Below are 24,006 nucleotides of genomic sequence, written 5' to 3' on the forward strand. Positions count from 1 at the left end.
GGCGAGTGTGTTCGGCTACCGGGACGGTGTCAGGCGAGGTGGGGGTAGCGGTGTGGCTCGACCACCGTCGACAGGCCGTTGAGCAGCAGTCGGGTGCTCCCCCGCAGGTGGGCGATGTCCTGGCTGCCGTCGCCGGTGACCACCAGGAACACGAACTGCTCGGTCCAGGTCAACCGGCACCCCGGCACATCGTCCCCGGTCCGTTCGACGAGTTCGACGGTCACCTGTGAGATCCAGCGGCGGCGGTCGTTCACGTACGTCTCGTAACCGAGGACGATGCGTTCGCCCGCCACGATGTCGATGAATCCGGACCGGTACTCCAGGGACTCCTCCACCCCTGACGTGGTGAACACGTTCCGGGCCACCTCTCCCCCGGCAACGCGGAAGTCCAGTTCGTGGTGGGCGGTCGCGGACGGCCCCGGGAGCCGGAACCAGCGGCGGCGCAGCGGGGGTTCCGCGAAGGCACGGAACACCTGCGCCGGCGCCACCGTGAAGTCGGCGGTAACCGCGAACGAGCCGTGAACGACCGTCATCGACGCCTCTTCCGTAGCTGCTGGGTGTGTCATGGCGGCAGGGTAGGAGTTGACGTCGACGTCAGGGCAAGCCGCCACCGTATCTCCGTGCCGCGCTGCCCGACGCGCCGTGGACCCCGCCGGTCGGTCGGCGGCCACCCCTGGGCGGGCGTTGTCAGTGGCCCTCGCTAGTCTCCCGGCATACCGCAGCTCAGGGGGCTTTCCCCCGGTCGACGCTGCGCGGAACCGGATCGGGCAGGCGGAGGGGCACGTACTGATGGCATGGCTGGCGGCGGGCGAAGGGTACGAGATTGCCCTGGTGGAGGGGAAGGTGGCGGCGCGGTCGGCCACCGGCCGGTCGGCGGGACGGCAGCTGAAGGCCCTGCCCAAGGCGTTGCGCGACCACCCGGAGGTGGACCGGCTGCGCAAGCTCGCCGCCTGGCTGGACCGTCATGAACAGGCGTGCGTGGCCCAGGTGGACACGTGGATGGTGTCGTCGTTGCCAGTGCCGACCGCGCTGCTGGCCCGGGTGTGGCCCGACGAGGCGTGGCAGCGGGCGCTGCGCGACATCGCCGTGGTCGGTGACGATCCCGACGAGGTGGGATTTCTTCGCGACGCCACCGATCGCGGCGAGTTGAAGGTGGTGAACCTCGACGGGGAGACCGTACGGCTCTCCCCGCGCACGGTGACCTTGCCGCACCCGGTGCTGCTGCCCGACCTGGAGGACGTACGGGACTTCGCGGCCGAACTCGGCATCGAGCAGCGGGTCGAGCAGATCCACCGGTCCACCTGGCACAAGCCTGAGGGGCTCGCGGTGGCCGCCACCGAGGTCCGCGACTACGCGGGCGGGAAGTTCCCGAATCGCTTCGGTCTGGCCGCCCGGGCCACCGGCCTGGGCTATCGGGTGTCGGGGGCCTACGCCACCTGCAAGGTCCGCGACACCGGTCGCGGCGCGGAGGCCGCGGTGTGGATCGGCGAACCCTACTACGACGACGAATCGACCACCGGCCCCCTGAGCTGGCACGACGAGGACGGCCGGGCGCTGCGCCTGGCGGAGGTGGGACCAGTGGCCTGGTCCGAGGGCATGCGCATGGCCGCGGCGTTGTACGCCGGGCGCACGATCGAAGAGGGCGGGGACGCACGATGAGCACCACCGGGACCACCGACACCACCGGTACGACGGCCGCGAGCTCGGGCGCGACCCCCGGCGCGGTCGCGATCGAGGGGGCGGGCGAAGCCGAACTGCTCCTCAAGGCGGGCGCCGTACTGCCCGTGGGCACCCCCGGCGCCGGACCCGCCGCCGTGGACCTCACCGCCCGCAGCTACCGCCACCCCGCCCTCGGTGAGGACCGCGTCGTCGTCCGGCTGGCCCCCGCCGAACTGGGGCCGGCCGAGGACCTCGCCGCCGGGTTCCTCGGCCTCGTCCTCGACGAGGGCGAGCCGCCCGTCGTCGGCCTCGGCCGGCGCCAGGCCCTGGGCTTCCCCGAATGGCTGCTCGTCCACCACCCCGAGGACGGCCACCACGCGCTCGCCGTCGTCCCCGAGCTAGACCGGGCGGCCCAGCAGGCCAAGACGAAGCCGAAGGCGGCCCTGGACGCCTGCCAGGAACTGGCCGAGCGGCTCGCCGCCGCCGTCCCGCACTTCCTGCCCGTCTTCTACGAGCAGGCGGCCCGCGTCTTCCTCGCCGTCGAGAACACCACGTACGCCGCCCAGCTCTTCGGCCGCGCCCGCGCCAGCGAGAGCCGGCACGGCCTCAGCGTCGACGACGACCGCCTCGACGCCGTCTTCCTCGAATTCGCCCTGGCCGGGGCGCTGCCCGTCAAGGTGCTCACCGGCTACGGCAAGGACCTGTCCACCCGGGTCGGCCCCGCCGAAGCCTACGAGCGCTTCCGGCGCCTGTGCGTGCGCCGAACGGCCGGCGGCCTGCCGCCCTCCGCGCAGGCCGCCGCCGAACTGCGCCGACTCGCCCGCAACGCCGGGCTGCCCGGCACCGAAGGCGAGCAGGAATACCTCGCCGAACTCCTCCCGCTGCCCGCCACCCTGCGGGCCGGGGTCGGCTGGTGGAAGGCACACCGCACGGCCCTGATCGCACTGGGCCGCCGGGTCCCTGCCGTACGGGGCGCCCTGCTCGGTCTGACGCTGCCCGACGGCGACGGCGCATTCACGGCGCTCTGGCTGGACATCCTGACGGAATCCGGTGCCACCGCCGGGCTGGTCTCGGACACGCTGCCCGCCGAACAGCGGTGCTCTGACGGGGCGGTCGGCTGGTTGGAACGCTTCCACGCCGCCCGACACAGAGGCTGGGGCCCTCGCCCCACCCCGCCCGCCCTGCTCGACCTCGTCACCCGAGCGGCGGACCGGCTGCGGGCCGAACTCGCGGAACCGGGCCGCGAGGCGGGGCTGAACGTCGGCGTCGAGGACGCGAACCTACTGGACCTGCTCCTCTCTTTGGCCGTCCCGGTCGCCGATCCCGACCCCACCTCCCACAAGCGCCACGACCAGCTCGACATCACCGACTGGGCGGCAGCCGACCAGCGCCGCGACCTCCTCGCCATCGCCGCCGACCCGCGCTTCCGGCCCGCCTTCCGGCGTGCCGCGTACGGCCTGCGCGGTGACAGCTCCGGGGTGCGGGTCGTGCGCGCGCTCGCCGCGTCGCCCGGTGGCCGCCCGATGCTCACCGAATGGATGCGCGAGGTGGCCGACGCGTCCACCGCGGCCGGCCTGCCCGGGCTGCCCGACGCCATCGAGCGACTGACCTGGCTGCCCGCCGAAGCCCTCGAACTCGCCCGCGAGGAGGTGACCGCCGCGGTCGCCGCCGACCTCGGCGAAACCCTCGCCCGTACCCTGCGCTCCGGCCTCTTCGAGGAACTCGCCTGGCCCGCCTGGGAAACCGCGGTCACCGAGCTGAGGCCCGCGCAGGGCAACCAGGGATTGACGGTCGTCGAGGCCTGGCCCCACCTGATCGTCGCCAACTCCACCCAGGTCCGCGTCATCGACGCCGATTCCACCGTCCTCACCCACGACCTGCGGACGCCGGGCGACCCGTCGTGCCGGTACGGATTCCACTACGTCGACGGCGCCCTGCTCGTCTTCTGGTCCCGCCCCTGGGGCAGCGAGGGCGTCGAGGGCTACTGGCACACCGCGCCCGACACCGTGATCTCCCTGGACTTCACGGGGAACCGGTGGAACCCGCGCTCCGAGGAGATCAGCCTGCCCCTGCCCGGAGGCGGTCGCACCACCGGCGGCGGCGTCCTGCACGCCGGTGACACCCGGCTTCCGGGCGAACGGCCCCTGCTGCACGACGGGACGTCGTACTGGGTGTGGCAGCACCGCGAGGAGGGCAACGACGGCGGCTGGCGCGAGTACGACCCCTCGGACGGCTCCCTGGGACGGCTCTCCCGGCCCGGCGTCCTGATCGACGCACTGGGCACGGGGCCGGGGAGCGCCGCCGCGCCCACCCGGTCCTGCTGGCTCCGGCCGGCGCCCACCGTGGAGGGATCGGTCCTCGGCGCGCCCGTGGACGGTCTCCTCGGCCAGCACATCGCGGGCAGGCCGGGCGAGGGGTGGCACGTCACCGACCTGGCCGGGCGCACCGTCAGCGTGCCCGAGGGCACCGCCGCGCCCGTCGCGGTGGTCGCCTTCCCCGGCGACGAGCGCCCCCGCGCTCTGACGCAGAGCTGGCGCACACTGCAGATCATCGACCCCGACGGCGTGGTCACCACCCAGTCGCGCGACGACCGCCACCACCGCACCGCGGCCTTCGCCACCGCGAGCGTGGACCTCCCGCCGCTGCCCTTCTGGTACGCGCTGCGCCCCCGCGATCCCGAAGGCTCGGCCGCCCTGCGCGCCGCCGACGGTGGCACGATAGCCACCCTGCTGAAAGCGGCCGCGGCGGCCGGGACGGTCACCGATCTGCCCGACGTGGTACGCGCCGTGCTGCCGCAGGTCACCGCCCCGCAGTTGATCGGAGGCATCACCGAGGTCCTCCGCTTCGCCCTCACCCAGCAGGAGGCGCTGCACGACGTGGCCGCCCGTCTGGACCCGGCCGCCGGCGCCGCGGCCGACGAGCAGCCGTCGGGCCCGACCGACGGCCTGCTGTGCGACGCGCTGCTCGGGCTCTTGGACTCCGGGTACTACCGCTGGGGCGCCGAACACGACACGGCCCACCGCTTCCTGCGCGGGCTGGCCGACGCGGTCGCCGACAGCGACGCCGAAGCGGTCCCCGGTCGACTCCACTTCGACATGCCCGCCCTGCCCCCGTCCGGACTGCCCTTCACGCCGTTGCTGGACCAGCCTGCCGCCGTCGCCTACCGGGCCGTCGCCGTGGGAACCACCGATGAGCAGCGGGCCGCCCTGTGCTCGGTGCTCGGCCAGGTGGACGCGCTCGGGCCGGCTTCGGCCGGGGGCACCGCCGATCGCTGGCGGCGCGTGGTCCTCCACCTCGACCAGCGCCATCTGGCCACCCCCGGCGGCGGCGAGCGGAACACCTCGCACCGCACCCTGCTCCCGCTGGGCGGCGGGGCCGTCCTCGGCTTCACCGAGCACTCCGCGTCCGTCCCTGACGGCCACGAGTTCGGGGCGCTGCTCTACGACCCCGTCGGCCGCTTCGCGGTGCCGGGCCCCTACACCGTGCGGGGCGAGTTCCCGCTCGGCGACCAGGAGCGCGACGCAGGCCGGCTGACGGCCTTCCTGAACGAGGCGACGGACCGCGGTCCGGCGCCGTTCTTCCCGGCGGCAGCCGAGGAGTTCAGCCGCCTCACCGGCGCCTCCGGCGCGGTGGCGCGGCTGCTGCTCGCGGGCCTGCCGAACATCGACCACTACCGGCACGACTTCCTGTCGACCAAACTGCGCACCGCTCTGGGTCTCAAGGTGGCCGACGCGAACAACGCCCGTACCGAACTCAAGGCCCTCGACCCGGGCGTACGGCGCGAGCTCGTGGCGGCGCTCCTGCCCGCCGACCCCGCGCTTCTGTGGACGGAAGGACCGGACGTGTCCGCCGCCGCGGCCGTGTGGAACCGGCGTGTGGGCCGTCGCAAGCCCGTGCCCGAGTGGCTGCTCACCGAGGTCGCGCGCGCCGCGCGCACGGAGTGGCCCACCCACCGGGCCTTGGCCGCGATCCTCGACCCGGCGGAGTCGACGTCCCTCGGCGTCGACGTGACCTGGGGGGTGACGGGTGATCACGTCGAGCCGTGCGAACCGGTCGCCGACCCCTTCACCTCGTCCGTCCTGACCGGCGCCCTCACCCTCGCGGCGTGGCTGGCCCATCGGTTGCCGGCGGGCGACCCCGTACGTTCGGCGCTGCCGCCCGCGTTGACCGCCGTACGCCAGCGGCTCTCCGCACCGGGCCTGATGCTCAGCCTCGGGCACTACACCAGCCTGCCCGACTTCCGCGCCGCCGCGGGCACGCCGACCGCGACGGGTGAGGGCTACGAACGCTACGGCGCGGTGGTCATGGCCACCCACGACGACCGGCCGAAGCCCGCGCTGTGTCCGGCCCTGCTGGACTCCACCGGCTCCGATCCGTACCTGGCGGCCCTGCGCGGACCCGACCAGCGGCCCTCCGCGGTGGAAACCGCCCTGCGGGTCGCCCACGACCCGCGCTTCGCCGCACTGCTCGCCGACCCCGGCGCCCCGGCGGCGGGCGAGGCGGCCGAGGACGGCACCTGGTGGCCGCAGGATCCGGGCCGCTCCGTGCCGGACCTGGTCGCCGAGGTGTCCCGGGCCCACGGGCTCGGCCGGGACGCCGCCACCGTCTATCTGATGCTGCTCGCCATGCCCGACCCCACGGACCGCAACGTGGCGCGCTGGACCGGCTGGAAGCCCGCCCGGCTGAAGGCCGCCCGGACGGAGCTGGCCGCGACCGAGCTGGTGGTGTCGGCGAGCCGGGCCCGGGCGGGACGCTCGCTGTTCCTGCCCGGCGGCTGGACCGAGACCGCCTCCCCGATCGTGCCGGTGGAGTCATGGAAGCTGCCGATGTTCGACGCTCTCGCCCCGGGCGGCTCCCCGGTGGTGGGCGTCCTGGTGCCCGGCGAACCGGCCGCGGAGCTCTACCGGCGGGCCTGGCAGCGGGTCCGCGAGGGTGACGTGCCGCGCTTCGAGGAACTCAAGGTCAAGCGCACCCGGTCCCGAGCGGGTCGCCGCTGATCCGGCCCTGCGCCCGCCGGCGCTGACCCAGGCCACTCGCCGGCGTCGGCGCGTGCCGGCGCCGGGCGCCGTGTCGGCCCGCCGCTCCGGCCGCGCCGCGGGGCATCCGTTCGTCGCGGATGCCCAGCGGCCCCCTTTCCCTTTTCTTTCCGAAAGCCCGAGAGGACCCCGTCATGACCCTCATCGACCAGGACGCCGAGCCGGCGACCGCCACGGCACGGGCCGCGGCCGCGCCGACCCGGCAGGTGCTGCCCGCCGAGGAGCGGCACGCCGCCGAACTCGCCTTCCTCGCCGCCCAGGACGCCGGCCCCCGCCCGCCCGGCTGGGCACTCACCCCGCGCGCCGTGGTCACCTTCGTCTGCGGCAGCGACGGCACGGAGCTCACCCTGCCGAAGCGCCGCGCCGGGCTCCCCGCGAAGCTGGTCATCGCCCCCAAGTTCGTCGGGGAACGCGCCCTCGTCGAACGCTGCGTCGTCACCCTCGCCGGGGAACGCGGCCTCCTGCTCACCGGCGAGCCGGGCACCGCCAAGTCGATGCTGTCCGAACTGCTGGCCGCCGCGGTCAGCGGTACCAGTTCCCTCACCGTGCAGGGCACCGCCGGTACCACGGAAGACGCCTTCCGGTACGGCTGGAACTACGCCCTGCTGCTCGCGCAGGGTCCCAGCCGGCAGGCGCTCGTCGACTCCCCGGTGCTGTCGGCGATGCGGACCGGGCGGATCGTGCGCGTCGAGGAGATCACCCGCTGCCTGCCGGAGGTGCAGGACGCCCTCGTGTCTATCCTGTCCGACCGCCGGATCACCGTGCCCGAACTGACCGCCACCGAGGACGCGGTGATCGGCGCGGCCCCCGGCTTCACGGTCATCGCCACCGCCAACCTGCGCGACCGCGGTGTCTCCGAGATGTCCGCCGCCCTCAAGCGGCGTTTCAACTTCGAGACGGTCGCGCCGATCGCCGACGCGGACGCGGAGGCGACGCTGATCCGCCGCCAGGCCGTGGCCGCCGTACAACGCGCCGGCGCCGCGTTCGGAGTCGACGACGCCGTGCTCGACGCCCTCGTCACGGTCTTCCGGGACCTGCGGTCGGGGCGCTCGGCGGAGGGCTGGGACGTGGAACGCCCCGGTACGGTCATGTCCACCGCCGAAGCCGTCCAGGTGGCGGCCTCGTTGGGGGTCGCCGCGGCGTACCTGCCGGGCGGTGACGTCCTGGACCTGCTGCCGGGGCACCTGCTGGGCGTGGTCCGCAAGGACGACCCCGCCGACCACGGCCGCCTGCTGGGCTACTGGGACGGGCCCGTCCGCCGCCGCGCCGAGGACGGCTCGGCGATGTGGCGCCGGCTGTGGGACCTGCGCGGGAGCCTGCGATGACCGCTGTGCGCCCGGTCCCGGCCGCCGCCGGGGCCGCCGACCCACGCGACGCCGTCGACGCACTCGCCGCGTCGCGCGCACCGTACCTGCTGGGCGTGCGCCACCACAGCCCCGCCCTGGCCGCGGTGGTCCCCGCGCTGCTGGACGCCTCGGAGGCGGAGGTGGTGTGCGTCGAGCTGCCGGCCGATTTCCGGCCCTGGCTGGAGCACCTGGGCGACCCGGAGACGGTGGCGCCCGTCGCCCTGGCCGGAACCGGTGGCGACGGCCGCCTGGCGTTCTATCCGTTCGCGGACTTCTCCCCCGAGCTGGCGGCGATCCGCTGGGCGAGGACGCGCGGCGTCGAGGTCCACTGCTGCGACCTCCCCCTGTCCGCACCGGCCTGGACGGCCCCGCCCTGCCCGCCCGGCCATCCGCAGGGTTCGGCGGAGCCGGCGGAGTCCGCAGCGCGTCCGGCCCGGGGACGGCGGCCCTTCGCCGACGCACTTACCGCGTCCGGTACGGGGCGCGACGGCGACGACCTGTGGGACCGGGCGGTCGAGGTCCTCGCTCCCGGGTGCACCCCGGAAGCGGTCCGCCGCGCGGCTCTCGGCGTCGGCTGGGCCCTGCGCGAGGACGCCGCCGTATCCGCCGCCGACCTGGCGCGCGAGGTCCGCATGCGTGAGGTCATCGCCGCCGCCGCGTCGGGCGGACGCCGGGTCGCGGCGGTGATCGGCGCCTTCCACGCCCCGGCCTTGGCCGACTGCGCACCCGCGCCGGCCCCGACCGGTCCCGGGGAGGCGGCACCCGGCGCGGGAATGACCGCCGCGACGACCGCCGTTGCCGGGGCAGCCGATGGCGACGGCGGGGCCGGCGACGGCGGCAGCGGCGCAGGGACGGCCGTCGACGCGCTCGGGCTCCGGGGCCCGAGCGCCGTTCCGGCCCCGGCCGTCGCACCTGGTGCCGACACGGCCGCCCCCGCTGCGAAGGAGGCCGCGGGACCCCGGTCCCGTACGGCGGAAGGGAACCCCCCGGGGGCGATGACCTCGTTCGTGCCCTACTCCTTCGACCTGCTCGACTCCCGTTCCGGTTACCCGGCCGGCATCCGGGACCCCCTCTGGCAGCAAGCCGTCCTCGAAGCCGCCGGCGACCCCCGGCGGCTCCGCGACGCCGCGTCCGCGGCCGTGGTCGGGATCTGCCGGGAGCTGCGGCGCGCCGGTCACACCGCCGGGACCGGGGAAGCCGCCGAGACGCTGCGGCTCGCGTGCGACCTGGCCGTTTTGCGCGGGCTGCCCGCACCGGGCCGCGGGGAGCTCCTCGAAGCCGTGTCCACCGTGCTCGGCCAGGGCGAACCGCTGGGTCGGGGCCGGGCGTTGGCCCGCGCACTGGAGGCCGTGCTCATCGGCACCGGCCGCGGCCGGGTCACCCCCCGCGCGCCCCGCTCCGGCCTCGGCCCCTCCGTCGAGGCCGAGCTCGCGGAGCTGCGGCTGCCCGGCCCCCAGGACCCCGCGCCCCGCGAAGTCCGCCTCGACCCGCTGCGCTCCGCGCTCGACGGCCGCCGCGAGGTCCTGCTCCGGCGCCTGCTCGTCTGCGGTTCCTCGTACGGTGAGCCCGTCGCCGTTGCCGCCACCGGCGACGGCACCGCCCTCGGCACCAAGTGGCGGCTCGCCTGGACGCCTTCGGTCCCCGCCCGGCTCGACCTCGCCGGGGTCCGGGGCGTCACCGCCGCCCAGGCCGCCGCCGGGACCCTCCGGGACACCGCGCGCCGGGCCGCCGCCGACGGCGGTCCGACCCCGGACCAGATCCTCACCGGCCTGGCCGCCGCCGCGCGGTGCGACCTGCCCGAGCTGGTCGGCGCCCGCCTTGAGGAGGCCGCGGCCGTCCTCCCCCAGGCGGCCGGCCTGCCCGAACTGCTGGCGGCACTGGAGCTGTTGGAGGAACTGGTACGCGGCCACCTGCCCGGCACGGAGGATGCGAGCCGTACCGCGGCGGCCTCGCTCGCCGGTGAGTTGATCGAAGCCGCCGTACGGTCCCTGCCCGGCCTCGCCGGCAGTGCGGACCCCGCCGACGCCCGCGCCCTGGTGGCCTTGGCCGACCGCGCCGCGACCCGCCGGCTCGGCCTGCTCATGGACGCGACCCTCGCGGAACTGGCCACCACTGCCTCGCCCTTGATGCAGGGCGCCGCCTCGGCCGTACGGGTCCTGCTCGACCTCGACCCGGCCGCCGGGCTCGGTGCCCGCGCCGCCGGATGGATCGACAGTGCCCACACCGCGGACTCCCGCCGCGCCCTCACCCGCCGGCTCGGCGGCGTACTGGCCGCGGCGGGACCGCTGCTGGCGTCCTCCGATGCCGCCCTCACCCCGGTCCTCGACCGGGTCGACAGCCTCACCGACGAGGAATTCCTGAACCGGCTGCCGGCTCTGCGCGGCGGCTTCGACGCCCTCGCCCCCGCCGCCCGCGACCGACTGCTCCACACCATCACCGAACGGCTCGGCGACCGCGTCGACGTCTCCCTCGACGCCTCCCCGAGCTTGCTCGCCCTCTGGGCCGCCGCGGACGCCGCGGGCGCCGCCGCCCTCAAGGCCCTTCCGCTGCCGCGGCGCCGTACGCCGTCGACCCCACGGGGCGCTGAACCGGCGGCCACCGCCCCGCCCGGTCCCGCACCCGGTCCCGCACCCCAACACCGCACCCTCGCCCCCGCCGACCGTTGGCGGCTGCTGCTCGGCCGCCACAGTGACCGACTGCCACCGGGCGGAAGGCGCTACGCCCACGCCCTGGACGAGCTGTACGGGACCGGCCGGGGCGAAGGCTCCGCCGACCTCGACACCGGCGCCGGCACCGGCGCGGGACCCGGAGGCGGCCGGGAGGCGGCGTTCCCCACGGCACGCGAGTGGGCGCACGAACTGGAGGCCCTCTTCGGCGCCGACGTACGTGAGGAGGTGCTCGCCGAGGCGGCCGACGCCGGCCGCTCCGACGTACTGACCCAGCTCGACCCCCAGTCCGTACGGCCCTCCGTGGAGCTGCTCAGCTCGGTGCTGTCCCTCGCCGGGGGCCTGCCCGAGGCGCGGCTCGCCCGGCTGCGGCCCCTGGTGCGCCGACTCGTGGACGAACTGGCGAAGGAGTTGGCCACTCGACTGCGTCCGGCGCTCTCCGGCCTCACCACCGCGCGCCCCACCCGCCGTCCCGGCGGCACGCTGGACCTGGCCAGGACGCTACGGGCCAACCTCGCCCACACCCGTCGCCTCGCCGACGGCAGGACGGTCGTGGTCCCCGAACGGCCCGTCTTCAGCACCCGCGTGAGCCGTGAGGCCGACTGGCGGCTGATCCTCGTCGTCGACGTGTCCGGGTCGATGGAGGCATCCGTCATCTGGTCGGCCCTCACGGCGGCCGTACTGGGTGGCGTGCCGACGCTGTCCACCCACTTCCTCGCCTTCTCCACCCAGGTGGTGGACCTGACCGACCGGGTCGAGGACCCGCTCTCGCTGCTGCTGGAGGTGCGGGTCGGCGGCGGTACGCACATCGCGGCGGGCCTGTCCCACGCGCGCTCGCTGATCACCGTCCCCAGCCGCACGCTCGTCGTCGTGGTCAGCGACTTCGAGGAGGGCGGGCCGGTCGGCGGGCTCCTCGGGGAGGTACGCGCCCTCGCCGCCTCCGGAGTCCACCTGCTGGGCTGCGCCGCCCTCGACGATTCCGGCAGCCCGCGCTACTCGGTCCCGATCTCGCGCCGACTCGTCGCCGCCGGGATGCCGGTGGCCGCCCTCAGCCCCCTTGCCCTCGCCCGCTGGGTGGGCGAACGCCTCCGTGGAGAAGCCCGTTGAGCCCCGACCGTCTGCCGCCCGTAGCCCCCGAGGTGCTCGCCGAAGCCGTGGAGGGTCTCACGGCACGGCTGCGCAAGAAGCTGGACGCGGCCATCGCGGGCTGCGCCGACGGTGCCGTCGCGGAGCCCGACGGCAGCGTCAGCGTGCGCTTCGGTGAGGACGCCCTCGTCACCCTGCGACCCGGCCCGCACGGCGTGATCGCCGCCGCCGACCAGGTGGTGTGCGGTTGCCTGCTGGCCCCTCGCTGCCTCCACCGCGCGGCAGCCCTCGGCGCCTCCCCCCTGGCCGACCCGGAGCACCCAGGGCCGACGCCGGACCCGGGCCCCGATCCGGGCCCGGAACCGTTGCCAGGGTCGGGCGGCGATCCGGTGGGTGGCCCCGGGGTGGGGTCCCGTCACGAAGCGCAGGCCGGCCCCGACGGCGCGATGCAGGGGCACGGAGACCCGGAACCGGAGCCCGCGCTCAGCGGGGCCCAGGTCCGGGCCGCGCACGGGCTGTGGCGGGCGGCTGCCGAGGCGCTCGCGGCGGGGGTCACCGCCGGGGGCGCGGTGGTGCAGACGGAGTTGCTGCGGGCCGGCCACACCGCCCGCTTGGCCGGCCTGCCGCGCGCCGAGGCCGCCGCGCTGCGGGTGGTACGGGGGCTGCGCGCGGCGCGCGAACGCAGCGGCAGCCACCGGCTCGCCGACCTCACCGACGCCTTCCGCGAGCTCCTCTACGTCGCGGGGATGTCGGCCTCCGGCGCGGCCGGTCCGCAACTCACCGGCGTCGCCCGCCGCGCCTACCGCCCCGGCGGCGCCCTGCGCGTGTACGGCCTGTGTCGCGAGCCCGTGCTCTCCGCGACCGGGTACGGCGGAGTGGTCACCCACCTCGTGGCCCCGGACGGCGCCGCGTACTCGGTCTCCGACGTACGTCCCGGCGGCCTCGCCCGCGCCCGCGGCGCGGGCTCCGCCCCGGTCGCCCTCGGCGGCGCCGTCCTCGACCACGCGGGCCTCGCCCGCGGGGGCCTGAGGATCGCCGGGGCCACCGTGTCCCCCGAAGGCCGGCTCGGCGCCGGTCGCGGGGTGCGGGCGTCGCCGCTGCGCGGGGTCGCGTGGACCGAGGAACCGGCCGCAGCCCTGTTCGCCCGGCCGGCCGCGGAGGCGGTGGCCGCGCAACTCGCCGACCCGGAGGCGGACCCCGACCGGGACCCGGTGGCCGGCGCCGCGCTGCTCGGCTGCGACGTGGAGGTCGTCGGTCCGTACGGCGAAGACCTCCTGGTGCGCGAGACGCGGCCGGAGGCGCCGCTGCTCCGGTTGCGCGCCGCGCACCCCCACCCGGAGCTGCCGTACACGGAGAACCTGCGCCGGCTGGCCGCCCGGCCCGGTCTGAAGGTCCGTGTCCTGGGCCGTCCCGACCTGGACCGGGCGGCGACCCTGCGCCCGCTGGCGGTCGGCCCCGTGCCGGACGCGGAGTACACCCTGCGGCTGCCCGACGAATGGCTCGGCCGCGCCGACCTCGGCTACGACCGGCTCCAGGGCGACAACTTCCCTCCCGCCCCGGCCGCCACCGGCCCGGCCGCCCCCGGCCCGGCGTCCGCTGAGGCCGGCGACCCCGACCCGCTGGCGGATTCCCCGCTGTGGCGGGTGCGCCGGCTGCTGGAAACCGGGGTCGCGGGCGGGCGGCGGGCCGTCGCCGAAGCGGCCCGCGGTGCCGGGCCGCTCGCCGCGGACGGCCCGCTCCGCCGCGCCGGATTCACCACGGCGGCGGAACTGACCGCCATCGTCGCCACCGAGGCGGACCGCCGCGACCGGGACGGCTTCGGTCGCCTGATCGACCCCTCGCCGGAGCACTACGCGTGGGCCTGGCTGGCCGCGGCCACCCACCTGACCGCGGCCCGCCGATCCCTCGTCGCCGCCTCTTGGCGTTAGGCCGGCTTCGCAGCGCCTCGCCCGGCGCCGGCCTCACCACCGGCGGGCGGATTCGGGTGGCCGTCGGCTCGCGGCGAGGCCGGCTCTTCGGCACCCGGCCGCCGCACCCGACCCCCTGCGAGCCGTCACGGAGGCTCGGGTCGGCCGGGTCTCGCGGGGCGGGAGTCGGGTGCGGTGTCCCCGCGTGTCGGGTGGCACGCAGCGCCGTCCGGGTGGTGTCGCCCGTTCACCCGCCGTCAGGAACCGGGGTCGGCGGGGAGGGCGTGTTGTCCTGCCTGTCCCGGCCCATGGCCGTACGTGAGCCTCGGGCAGCCGGTGCGGGACGGTCGGGCCGGCGCACCGGAACCCCGCCCCGGCGATCACCACCGTCTCAGCGCCGCGACACGGGGAAGGGTTGGCGGTATGACAACAGAGCTCGGTTTGCCCGAAGAGATCCAGGCGTGCCTCTTCGACCTCGACGGGGTCGTCACCAAGACGGCCGTCGTGCACGCGGCCGCCTGGAAGGAGACGTTCGACGCGTTCCTGCGTGAGCGCGAGGGAGCGGGTTTCCGGCCCTTCGACCCGGTCGCCGACTACGACGAGTACGTCGACGGTCGGCCTCGGGCCGACGGGGTGCGTACCTTCCTCGACTCCCGCGGCATCCGACTGCCCGAGGGCGCGCCGGACGACCCGCCGGACGCCCAGACGGTGCACGGCGTCGGCAACCGCAAGAACCGGCTGGTGCTGAAGAAGATCCACGACCAGGGCGTGGAAGCGTACGCCGGCACGTTGCGCTACATCGAGGCGGCGCGGGGCAAGGGTTTGAAGACGGCGATCGTCTCCTCCAGCGCGAACACCCTGGACGTGCTGCACTCGATCGGCGCGGAGCACCTCTTCGACACACGTGTCGACGGGGTGGTCGCCGCCGAACGCGAACTGCCGGGCAAGCCGCACCCCGACACCTTCCTGTCGGCCGCCCACGACCTCGGTGTCGACGCCCGGCACGCCGCCGTCTACGAGGACGCGCTGGCCGGCATGGACGCGGGCCGCTCCGGCGGCTTCGGCTTCGTCGTCGGCGTCGACCGCGTCGGCCAGCGCGACGCGCTCTACGCGCACGGCGCCGACGTGGTCGTCAAGGACCTCGCGGAGCTGCTCCGGGAGCGGGGAGGCGCCGCGTGATCACCCATCGCTCTTACACCGTCGAACCCTGGGCCGTGCGCGAGACCGAGCTCGATTTCGAGGTCCTGGCGCAGAGCGAATCCGTGTTCGCGCTGTCCAACGGACATGTCGGCTGGCGCGGCAACCTGGACGAGGGCGAGCCGCACGGCCTGCCCGGCTCCTACCTCAACGGCGTGTACGAGGTGCATCCGCTGCCGTACGCCGAGGCCGGCTACGGCTACCCAGAGTCCGGTCAGACGGTCATCAACGTCACCAACGGCAAGATCGTGCGGCTGCTCGTCGACGACGAGCCGTTCGACCTGCGCTACGGCCGCCTCGTCTCGCACGAACGGGTTCTCGACCTGCGGGCCGGAACGCTCACCCGGACCTGCGAATGGGTCTCCCCGGCCGGCTCCCGCATCCGGGTGCGCGCCACCCGGTTGGTCTCCCTCACGCAGCGGGCGATCGCCGCCGTGGCCTACGAGGTCGAGGCCGTCGACCGCCGGGCGCGCGTGGTGATCCAGTCCGAGCTGGTCTCCAACGAGCAACTGCCGGAGTCCGGCGGCGACCCGCGTGCGGCGATGGCGTTGCAGGCGCCGCTGGAACCGGAGGAGAACTTCGCCTCCGGCAGCCGGCTGCGCCTCGTCCACCGCACCCGACACAGCGCACTGCGCGTGGCGGTGGCCGCCGATCACGTCGTGGACGGTCCCGAGTCGACGACGAGCGCGAGTGAGAGCCATCCCGATCTGGCCCGCCTGACCGTCACCTCGGTGCTGGAGCCCGGGCAGCGGCTGCGGGTGGAGAAGGTGGCCGCCCACGGCTGGTCCGGCGTCCGCTCACTGCCCGCGATGAGCGACCAGGTCGACGCGGCGCTCGCGGCCGCCGCACGCGGCGGCTGGTCGGCGCTGGTGGCCGAACAGCGGCAGTACCTGGACGACTTCTGGGCGCGCGCGGACGTCGAGGTCGAAGGCGACGAGGAGATCCAGCAGGCCGTACGGTTCGCCCTCTTCCACGTCCTGCAGGCGGGCGCCCGCGCCGAACAACGGGGCATCCCGGCCAAGGGACTGACCGGCTCTGGTTACGACGGGCACGCTTTCTGGGACACGGAGATGTTCGTGCTGCCCGTGCTCACCTACACCGCGCCGCGAGCGGTCGCCGAGGCCCTGCGCTGGCGGCAGTCGACCTTGCCCGCGGCGCGCGAGCGCGCCGCCCAACTCGGGCTGAGCGGCGCGGCCTTCCCGTGGCGGACCATCGCGGGGCAGGAAGGCTCGGCGTACTGGCCCGCGGGCACGGCCGCGTTCCACGTGAACGCCGACATCGCACACGCCGTGACGCGGTACGTGGCGGCGAGCGGAGACGAGGACTTCGAGCGGGAGACCGGGGTGGAGCTGCTGGTGGAGACCGCCCGCCTGTGGCATTCGCTGGGCCACCACGACCACCACGGCGCCTTCCACATCGACGGGGTCACCGGGCCCGACGAGTACAGCGCCGTCGCCGACGACAACACCTACACCAACCTGATGGCCCGGGCGAACCTGCTGGCCGCCGCCGAACTCGTGGAACGGCATCCGAAGGAGGCGCAGCGGCTGGGCGCCGGTGAGGAGGAGAGCGCCGCGTGGCGCGACGCCGCGCACGCCATGAACGTCCCGTACAACGACGAGATCGGTGTCCACGAACAGCACTCGGGCTTCACCCGCAACCAGCGGTGGGACTTCGCCGGCACCCGACCCGACCAGTATCCGCTGCTGCTGCACTTCCCCTACTTCGACCTGTACCGCAAGCAGGTGGTCAAGCAGGCCGACCTCGTGCTCGCCATGTACACCTGCGGTGACTGGTTCGACGAGGAGCACGTCGCCCGCAACTTCGCCTATTACGAACCCCTGACCGTACGGGACTCCTCGCTGTCGGCTTGCGTCCAGGCCGTGATCGCCGCGCAGACGGGGCATATGCGCCTCGCCTACGACTACGCGGCCGAGGCGGCGTTGATGGACTTGGAGGACTTGGAGCACAACACGCGCGACGGGCTGCACATCGCCTCTCTGGCCGGCACGTGGATGGCGCTCGTCACGGGGTTCGGCGGTACCCGCCGAGTGGGCGGTGACCTGCGGTTCGCGCCGCGGCTGCCGGAGAAGTTCAGCCGCCTCGCCTTCACGCTGCAGTTCCGCGGTCGTCGGATTCGGGCGGAGATCGACCGGCAGAGTGCCACCTACACGTTGCTGGAGGGCCCGGCCCTGACGATCCACCACCATCGCGATCCGGTCGTCCTGCGGCCCGACACCCCGATGTCCCGCCCCGTCCCGCCGCTCAAGCCGGGTCCGGCTCCCGACCAGCCCCCGCACCGCCGCCCGAACGCCCACCAGGGACGCGGCTGAGGGCGGAGGCTGTGGTGTTACGTCCGGTACCCGGGCGCTCTTGCGCCCTGCCGCGCGGGTCAGGAGAGCTTGCCGCCGTAGTCGGGGAGTTTGAAGGTGCGTTCCGCGTGTCCTCCGACGAGGTCGCTCTCGTTGTTCCCGATGTTGGCGATGATCGTGTAGCCGCGGTTCTCGATCTCGGTGCGCTCGGCCGTCTTGTACGCGCTGACCTCACTGAACAGGTTGGGCAGGTCGCGTACGTAGAGTCCGGACACCGGGTAGCCGACCGAGGTCAGGTTGCGTTCGGTGAGGGAGTAGAGGATGCCGGGGCGGGCGGTGACGAAGAAGACGGCCACGCCGCGCGCGTTCGCGTACCGGGTCAGGTCGAGAACGGGGGCGATCGCGGGGGTGGGGGTGGTCCAGAACCAGTGGAAGTCCGTCTCCAGCGAGGAGTTGTCGATGTCGAGGACGATGGCGGGCTTCTCGCCGGCCGGGGAGGAAGCGAGGCGCTGCTCGACGTAGGGCCGGGCGGCGCCCATGACGGCGCCGACGTCGCGTTGCCAGGTGGCGTAGTCGATGCCGAGGATCGCGGCGTTTCCGCCGGGCGCCCAGGTGGCGACGGCGGCAGGGGCCTGCGCGGGTGCCCCCGTCACCGCGTTGGCGTCGGTGGCGGGGGCGAAGGCCAGTACGGCCGCGGTCGCGGTGATGGCCGTGGCGGTGCGGGCTCTGCGTATGGGGGTCACAGGTCACTCACTCCTGGTCGCGGATGGCGTGTACGCGAGAAGAGTCGGTCAGATCCCGCCCGTTTTCTACTGGCCGGTAGGTAATTTCTGGCAACCGCCGGGTGAACGCCCGCCGCGAGGGCGGCGGGCGAACACCCGGTCCCGACCGGCGACGGGTCCGGCGAGGACGGGCACCCGACGAGTAACGAACACACGGCATCAACCAGGCCCGGATATCCGCCACTTCCCGAATTCGGCCACGACCCCGGTCCAGCGGGCGGGCACATCGGCCCGAGCGGTCAGGGACCCAGTAGAGCCCTGCGAATTTTTTTCGTCAATGCTTTTCACAAGAGTTGAAGAAACTCCGAGTTCACGGGCCGGACGCCCAGTTGAGCCCCCGCTCGGCCTTCGGTTCCTGAACGCCGAAACCCTTGACGGCCCACCTGCGGGGCAGTTCACTCACGCTTCGATCCCCACGGTCCATCACGTCAGGAGCACCCCCACATGCCCCTCCTCTCCGATCACCCGCCCCGGCTCACCGTCGCGGCGCTCACCGCCGTCCTGATCGCGGCCCTCCTCGTGTTGCTGCCCGGTACCCCGGCCCAAGCCGCCCCCGTCCTGCTCTCCCAGGGCAAGCCCGCCACCGCCTCCAGCGCGGAGGGCGCCGGGACTCCGGCCGGTGCGGCCGTGGACGGCGACAACGGCACCCGTTGGTCGAGCGGGTTCGCCGACCCCCAGTGGATACAGGTCGACCTCGGCGCCCCCGCCCAGCTGAACCAGGTGGTCCTGCGCTGGGAAGCGGCGTACGCGAAGTCCTACCGGGTCGAGCTGTCCACCGACGGCACCACCTGGTCCACCGCCTACTCGACGACCGCGGGCACCGGCGGGGTCCAGACCCTCGACGTCACGGGCACCGCGCGCTACGTCCGCGTCCACGGAACCCAACGGGCCACCGCCTACGGCTACTCGCTCTGGGAGTTCCAGGTCTACGGCACCACGGGCAGCGGCCCGGTGATCCCCGGCGGCGGCGACCTCGGACCGAACGTGATCGTCTTCGACCCCTCGATGCCGGACATCCAGGCCAAGCTGGACCAGGTCTTCGCCCGGCAGGAGTCGGCCCAGTTCGGCTCCGGCCGCTACCAGTTCCTCTTCAAGCCCGGCACCTACCACGGCCTCAACGCCCAGATCGGCTTCTACACCGCGATCTCCGGCCTCGGCCTGAACCCCGACGACACCACCATCAACGGTGACGTGACCGTCGACGCCGGCTGGTTCGGCGGCAACGCCACCCAGAACTTCTGGCGTTCGGCCGAGAACCTCGCCCTCAACCCGGTCAGCGGCACGGACCGCTGGGCGGTCTCGCAGGCCGCGCCGTTCCGCCGGATGCACGTCAAGGGCGGCCTGAACCTGGCGCCCGACGGTTACGGCTGGGCGTCGGGCGGCTACATCGCCGACTCCGAGATCGACGGGCAGGTCGGCAACTACTCCCAACAACAGTGGTACACCCGTGACAGTTCGATCGGCGGCTGGTCCAACGCAGTCTGGAACCAGGTGTTCTCGGGGGTCCAGGGCGCACCGGCGCAGAGCTTCCCGAACGCACCGTACACCACGCTCGACAGCACGCCCGTCTCACGGGAGAAGCCCTTCCTCTACCTCGACGGCGCCCAGTACAAGGTCTTCGTACCGGCCAAGCGCACCGGCGCCCGCGGCACCTCCTGGGGCAACGGCGCACCGCAGGGGTCCTCGATCCCGCTGAGCCGGTTCTACGTGGTCAAGCCGGGCGCGAGCGCGGCGACGATCAACGCGGCGCTGGCCCAGGGCCTGCACCTGCTCTTCACCCCCGGCGTCTACCACGTGGACCGCACCATCCGGGTCGACCGCCCGGACACGGTCGTACTGGGCCTCGGCCTGGCCACGATCGTCCCGGACAACGGAGTGACCGCGATGAGGGTCGCCGACGTCGACGGCGTCAAGCTCGCCGGCCTCCTGATCGACGCGGGTCCGGTCAACTCGCCCAGCCTCCTGGAGGTCGGTCCCACCGGAACCACCACGGACCACGCGGCGAACCCGACCACCGTGCAGGACGTCTTCGTACGGGTCGGTGGCGCCAGCGCCGGCAAGGCCACGGTCGGCATGGTGATCAACAACCACGACACGATCGTCGACCACACCTGGATCTGGCGCGCCGACCACGGTGACGGGGTGGGCTGGGAGACCAACCGCTCCGACTACGGGTTCCGGGTGAACGGCGACGACGTCCTAACCACCGGTCTGTTCGTCGAGCACTTCAACAAGTACGACGTGCAGTGGAACGGCGAGCGGGGCCGCACGATCTTCTTCCAGAACGAGAAGGCGTACGACGCCCCCGATCAGGCGGCCGTCCAGAACGGCTCCACCAAGGGCTTCGCCGCCTACAAGGTGGCCGACTCGGTCAACACGCACGAGGGCTGGGGCCTGGGCAGTTACTGCTACTACAACGTGGACCCGACCATCCGGCAGGACCACGGCTTCGAGGTACCGGTGAAGCCGGGTGTCACGTTCCACGACCTGCTCGTCGTCTCGCTCGGTGGAAAAGGCCAGTACGAGCACGTCGTCAACACCACGGGAGCCCCGACGTCGGGCACCTCGACCACCCCCTCGACCGTCGTCTCCTTCCCCTGATCCGTCCGTCGGCGTGACCGGGCACCGACGGGGCCGGGCTCGGAGGTGGCACTCGACCGGCTGCCGGGCCGTTCCGGATACCGCGCGTCGCCCGACCCACCCCGCCGGGCGGCGCGCGGCGGGGCGGCGGTGTGGGCGGGCGAGTGGCGGGCTCAGCGGGAGCGGTGGGCGGCGATGATGCCGGCGTAGGCGCGGCCGCTGGACTTGACCGTGCGGATCTGGGTCTCGTAGTCGACATGGACCAGGCCGAAGCGCTTGTCGTAGCCGTAGGCCCATTCGAAGTTGTCCAGCAGCGACCAGGCGTAGTAGCCGGCCACCGGTGCGCCGCGGCCGGCCGCGCGGGCGCAGGCGGCCAGGTGGGAGGTCAGGTAGGCGGTGCGCTCGGGGTCGTGGACGCTGCCGTCGGGGGCGACGGTGTCGGGGTAGGCGGAGCCGTTCTCGGTGATGTGGATGCGCCGGGCCCCGTACTCCTGGTGCAGGCGCATGATGAGCGTTTCCAGGCCGTCGGCGTCGACCTCCCAGTCCATGCCGGTGCGCGGGACGCCGGGCCGGTCGACCTGGCGGGCGAACGGCGCGGGGCCGGTCGGGTCGGCGGTGACGACTTGGGGGAAGTAGTAGTTGAGGCCGATCCAGTCGAGGGGTGTGGCGATGACGGTGAGGTCACCGGGTCGTTCGGGGAGGTCGACGCCGTATACCTCGCGCATGTCGGCGGGGAAGCCGCGGCCGTGCACCGGGTCGAGCCACCAGCGGTTGACGTGGCCGTCCATGCGGCGGGCGGCGGCCCGGTCGGCTTCGTCGGCGGTGGCGGGTTCGATGGTGGAGAGGTTGTTGACGATGCCGATCCGCGCGCGGGGGGCCGCGGTGCGAACGGCCTGGCCGGCGAGGCCGTGGCCGAGCAGCAGGTGGTAGGAGGCGCGGACGGCGGCGGTGAGGTGCCTCCCGCCGGGTGCCATCCTGCCCTCCAGATGGCCGATCCAGGCGGCGCACAGCGGCTCGTTGAGGGTGGCCCACTCGGTGACGCGGTCGCCGAGGCGGTCGGCGACGAGGCCGGCGAACACGGCGAAGTGCTCGGCGGTGGCGCGTTCGGGCCAGCCGCCGCGGTCCTGGAGGGCTTGGGGCAGGTCCCAGTGGTAGAGGGTGACGTTGGGTTCGACGCCGGCGGCGAGCAGGGCGTCGATCAGCCGGTCGTAGTGGTCGAGACCCTTGGTGTTGACGGGGCCGTCACCGCCGGGGAGGATCCGCGGCCAGGCGACGGAGAGCCGGTAGGCGTTGGTGCCCAGTTCCCGCATGAGGGCGATGTCCTCGCGCCAACGGTGGTAGTGGTCGCAGGCGGTGTCGCCGTTGTCACCGCCCTCGATGGCGCCGGGGACGCGGCTGAAGGTGTCCCAGATGGAGGGGGCGCGGCCGTCCTCGGCCACGGCGCCCTCGATCTGGTAGGCGGAGGTGGCGGTGCCCCAGGCGAAGTCGGCGGGGAGTGCGGCGAGGTCGATGGCGTGCGCGGCGGTCAGGGGGAGACTTTCGGAGAGGGTCATTTGACGGCTCCTGCCGTGAGTCCGGCCACCAGGTACTTCTGCAACAGCAGGAATCCGGCGACGACGGGGACGCTGACGACGAGCGAGGCGGCCATGATCTGGTTCCAGTAGACGTCGTTCTGCGTGGAGTAGCCCTGCAGTCCGACGGCGAGGGTGCGGGTGGTGTCGTTCGTCATGACGGAGGCGAAGAGGACCTCGCCCCAGGCGGTCATGAAGGCGTAGACGGTGACGGCGACGATGCCGGGCACGGCCGCCGGGATCACGATGCGCAGCAGTGCGCCGAGGGGGCCGCAGCCGTCGACCGTGGCCGCTTCGTCCAGGTCGCGGGGCACCGAGTCGAAGTACCCGATGAGCATCCAGATGGAGAAGGGGAGGGAGAAGGTGAGGTAGGTGAGGATGAGCCCGCCGCGGGAGCCGTAGAGGGCGACGCCGGTGCTGTTGCCGATGTCGACGAAGATCAGGAACAGCGGCAGGAGGAAGAGGATGCCCGGGAACATCTGGGTGGACAGCACGGTCACCGTGAACAACCGCTTGCCGCGGAAGCGGTAGCGGCTGACGGCGTAGGCCGCGAAGACGGCGATGACCACGGAGCAGGCGGTGGCGGTGCCCGCCACGATCAGCGAGTTGAGGAAGTACTTGCCGAGCGGGATGGTGTGCCAGATGTCGATGTAGGGGCGGAGGGTGAGGCCGGTGGGAATCCAGCGGAACCGGCCGGCGACGTCCTTCAGCGGTTTGAGCGAGCTGGTGACCATCACGTAGACGGGCAGGAGGACGAAGGCGGCGAGCGCGGTCAGGAACGCGGCCCGGACCCCCCGGAAGGAGAGCGGCGGGTCGAGGGGACCGCGGGGTCTAGCGGGCATCGTCGTTCCTCCGTCCTCGGGTGGTGACGAGCAGGTATCCGGCGGTGACCAGCAGCAGGAACAGCAGCAGGAACAGCAGCAGGAGGACGGACATGGCCGATCCGGTGCCGAAGTTCCATGTGACGAAGCTGGACTGGTAGATGTGGACGGAGATGAGGTCGGCCGCTTCGGGCGCCGATCTGCCGAAGAGCACGAACGGCGTGTTGAAGTCGTTGAAGGTCCACAGGAACAGCACCAGGACGAGCACCTGGTTGACGCGGCCGACCGACGGCAGGGTGATGCGGCGGATCTGCTGCCAACTGCCGGCGCCGTCCAGCGCGGCGGCCTCGTAGAGCTCCTTGGGAACGTTTTGCAGCGCCGCCATCACGACCAGGAACGCGAACGGCCAACCCTTCCAGACGGAGACGGTGAGCAGGGCCCAGAAGCTGTTGTCGCCCAGCAGCCAGAAAGTGTGTTCGGCGCCGCCGATGCCCAGTTGGTCGTGGACGACGTGGTTCACCAGGCCGTTGTCCCGTTGGAACATGAACGACCACGTGATGACGGCCGCGTAGACGGGCAGGGCGTAGGGGACGAGGAAGAGCGCCCTCAGGAGTCCCCGGCCGCGGAAGGTCTCCTGGGTGAACACGGCGGCGGCGGTCCCGATCAGCCAGCACAGGGCGACGGAGAGCAGGGTGAAGAGGCAGGTGGTGAGGAAGGACCCGAGCAGGGCCGCGCCGACGGGCCGGTTGATGTCGACGACGAGGCGGTAGTTGTCGAGGCCCGTCCACGGGGCGCCGGTCCAGTCCCGGATGTGGAACTGGGTGAGCGCGCGGAAGCCGGCCACGACGCCCATCACCATCGGCACCAAGTGGATGAGCAGTTCGAGCAGGAGCGCGGGCAGGAGCAGGAGGTAGGGCAGGGCGGCGCGGCGCAGCCGTCCGGGCCGGGACGCGCGGCGTCCCGGTCGGCGCCCGCGCGGCGGTGTGGGGTGGTCCCCGCGCGCCTTGGCGTCGGGGGCGTGGGTGGTGGGCGCGGCGGTCATC

13 protein-coding genes are annotated in these 24,006 nt (G+C 73.7%); 8 read left to right on the forward strand and 5 right to left on the reverse strand.

Annotation, left to right across the window (positions count from 1 at the left end; all coding sequences use genetic code 11):
• Positions 1–29 precede the first annotated feature (29 nt).
• On the reverse strand, positions 30–566 hold the full coding sequence (locus tag ACFVXJ_RS00940) for an SRPBCC domain-containing protein (protein WP_389656503.1): 537 nt from the start codon (positions 564–566) through the stop codon (positions 30–32).
• 223 nt (positions 567–789) lie between these two features.
• Here ACFVXJ_RS00940 and ACFVXJ_RS00945 point away from each other — a divergent pair, with 223 nt between their 5' ends.
• The 7 genes from ACFVXJ_RS00945 to ACFVXJ_RS00975 all read left to right on the forward strand — a co-directional run bounded on the left by ACFVXJ_RS00945 (position 790) and on the right by ACFVXJ_RS00975 (position 17,230).
• Positions 790–1,659: a DUF4132 domain-containing protein gene (locus ACFVXJ_RS00945; protein ID WP_389656506.1), complete on the forward strand. Its 870-nt coding sequence runs from the start codon at positions 790–792 to the stop codon at positions 1,657–1,659.
• On the forward strand, positions 1,656–6,656 hold the full coding sequence (locus ACFVXJ_RS00950) for a DNA-binding protein (protein ID WP_389656509.1): 5,001 nt from the start codon (positions 1,656–1,658) through the stop codon (positions 6,654–6,656). Before ACFVXJ_RS00945 ends, ACFVXJ_RS00950 begins: the two co-directional genes overlap by 4 nt.
• A 173-nt stretch (positions 6,657–6,829) precedes the next feature.
• Complete coding sequence (locus tag ACFVXJ_RS00955; protein ID WP_389656512.1) at positions 6,830–8,020, forward strand: AAA family ATPase; 1,191 nt, start codon at positions 6,830–6,832, stop codon at positions 8,018–8,020.
• Positions 8,017–11,814 (forward strand): DUF5682 family protein, encoded by a 3,798-nt coding sequence (locus ACFVXJ_RS00960; RefSeq protein ID WP_389656515.1) that lies wholly within the window; start codon positions 8,017–8,019, stop codon positions 11,812–11,814. The genes ACFVXJ_RS00955 and ACFVXJ_RS00960 overlap by 4 nt, the downstream gene beginning before the upstream one ends.
• Positions 11,811–13,721 (forward strand): hypothetical protein, encoded by a 1,911-nt coding sequence (locus ACFVXJ_RS00965; protein WP_389656518.1) that lies wholly within the window; start codon positions 11,811–11,813, stop codon positions 13,719–13,721. The genes ACFVXJ_RS00960 and ACFVXJ_RS00965 overlap by 4 nt, the downstream gene beginning before the upstream one ends.
• 402 nt (positions 13,722–14,123) lie before the next feature.
• Positions 14,124–14,879 (forward strand): beta-phosphoglucomutase family hydrolase, encoded by a 756-nt coding sequence (locus ACFVXJ_RS00970; RefSeq protein WP_389656521.1) that lies wholly within the window; start codon positions 14,124–14,126, stop codon positions 14,877–14,879.
• Positions 14,876–17,230, forward strand: a complete 2,355-nt coding sequence (locus ACFVXJ_RS00975) for a glycoside hydrolase family 65 protein (protein WP_389656524.1) — start codon at positions 14,876–14,878, stop codon at positions 17,228–17,230. Before ACFVXJ_RS00970 ends, ACFVXJ_RS00975 begins: the two co-directional genes overlap by 4 nt.
• A gap of 59 nt (positions 17,231–17,289) precedes the next feature.
• Here ACFVXJ_RS00975 and ACFVXJ_RS00980 read toward each other — a convergent pair whose 3' ends face one another.
• Positions 17,290–17,952, reverse strand: coding sequence for an HAD family acid phosphatase (locus ACFVXJ_RS00980; protein ID WP_389656527.1), 663 nt, complete (start codon positions 17,950–17,952; stop codon positions 17,290–17,292).
• Positions 17,953–18,435: 483 nt separating this feature from the next.
• Between ACFVXJ_RS00980 and ACFVXJ_RS00985 the strand changes: the two genes are divergently transcribed.
• Positions 18,436–20,592 carry a discoidin domain-containing protein gene (locus ACFVXJ_RS00985; protein WP_389656530.1) on the forward strand — a complete coding sequence of 719 codons (2,157 nt, stop codon included), beginning with the start codon at positions 18,436–18,438 and terminating at the stop codon, positions 20,590–20,592.
• Positions 20,593–20,744: 152 nt separating this feature from the next.
• Here ACFVXJ_RS00985 and ACFVXJ_RS00990 read toward each other — a convergent pair whose 3' ends face one another.
• From ACFVXJ_RS00990 to ACFVXJ_RS01000, 3 genes are read right to left on the reverse strand one after another with little or no spacing between them, the layout of a single operon-like run.
• Complete coding sequence (locus ACFVXJ_RS00990; protein ID WP_389656533.1) at positions 20,745–22,124, reverse strand: GH1 family beta-glucosidase; 1,380 nt, start codon at positions 22,122–22,124, stop codon at positions 20,745–20,747.
• A complete protein-coding gene (locus tag ACFVXJ_RS00995) occupies positions 22,121–22,984 on the reverse strand; it encodes a carbohydrate ABC transporter permease (RefSeq protein ID WP_389656536.1) in 864 nt (287 codons plus the stop codon). Before ACFVXJ_RS00995 ends, ACFVXJ_RS00990 begins: the two co-directional genes overlap by 4 nt.
• On the reverse strand, positions 22,974–24,005 hold the full coding sequence (locus tag ACFVXJ_RS01000) for a carbohydrate ABC transporter permease (protein WP_389656539.1): 1,032 nt from the start codon (positions 24,003–24,005) through the stop codon (positions 22,974–22,976). Before ACFVXJ_RS01000 ends, ACFVXJ_RS00995 begins: the two co-directional genes overlap by 11 nt.
• Position 24,006 lies beyond the last annotated feature (1 nt).

The sequence above is a fragment of the Streptomyces sp. NPDC058279 genome, assembly GCF_042881255.1.
GTDB lineage: Bacteria > Actinomycetota > Actinomycetes > Streptomycetales > Streptomycetaceae > Streptomyces.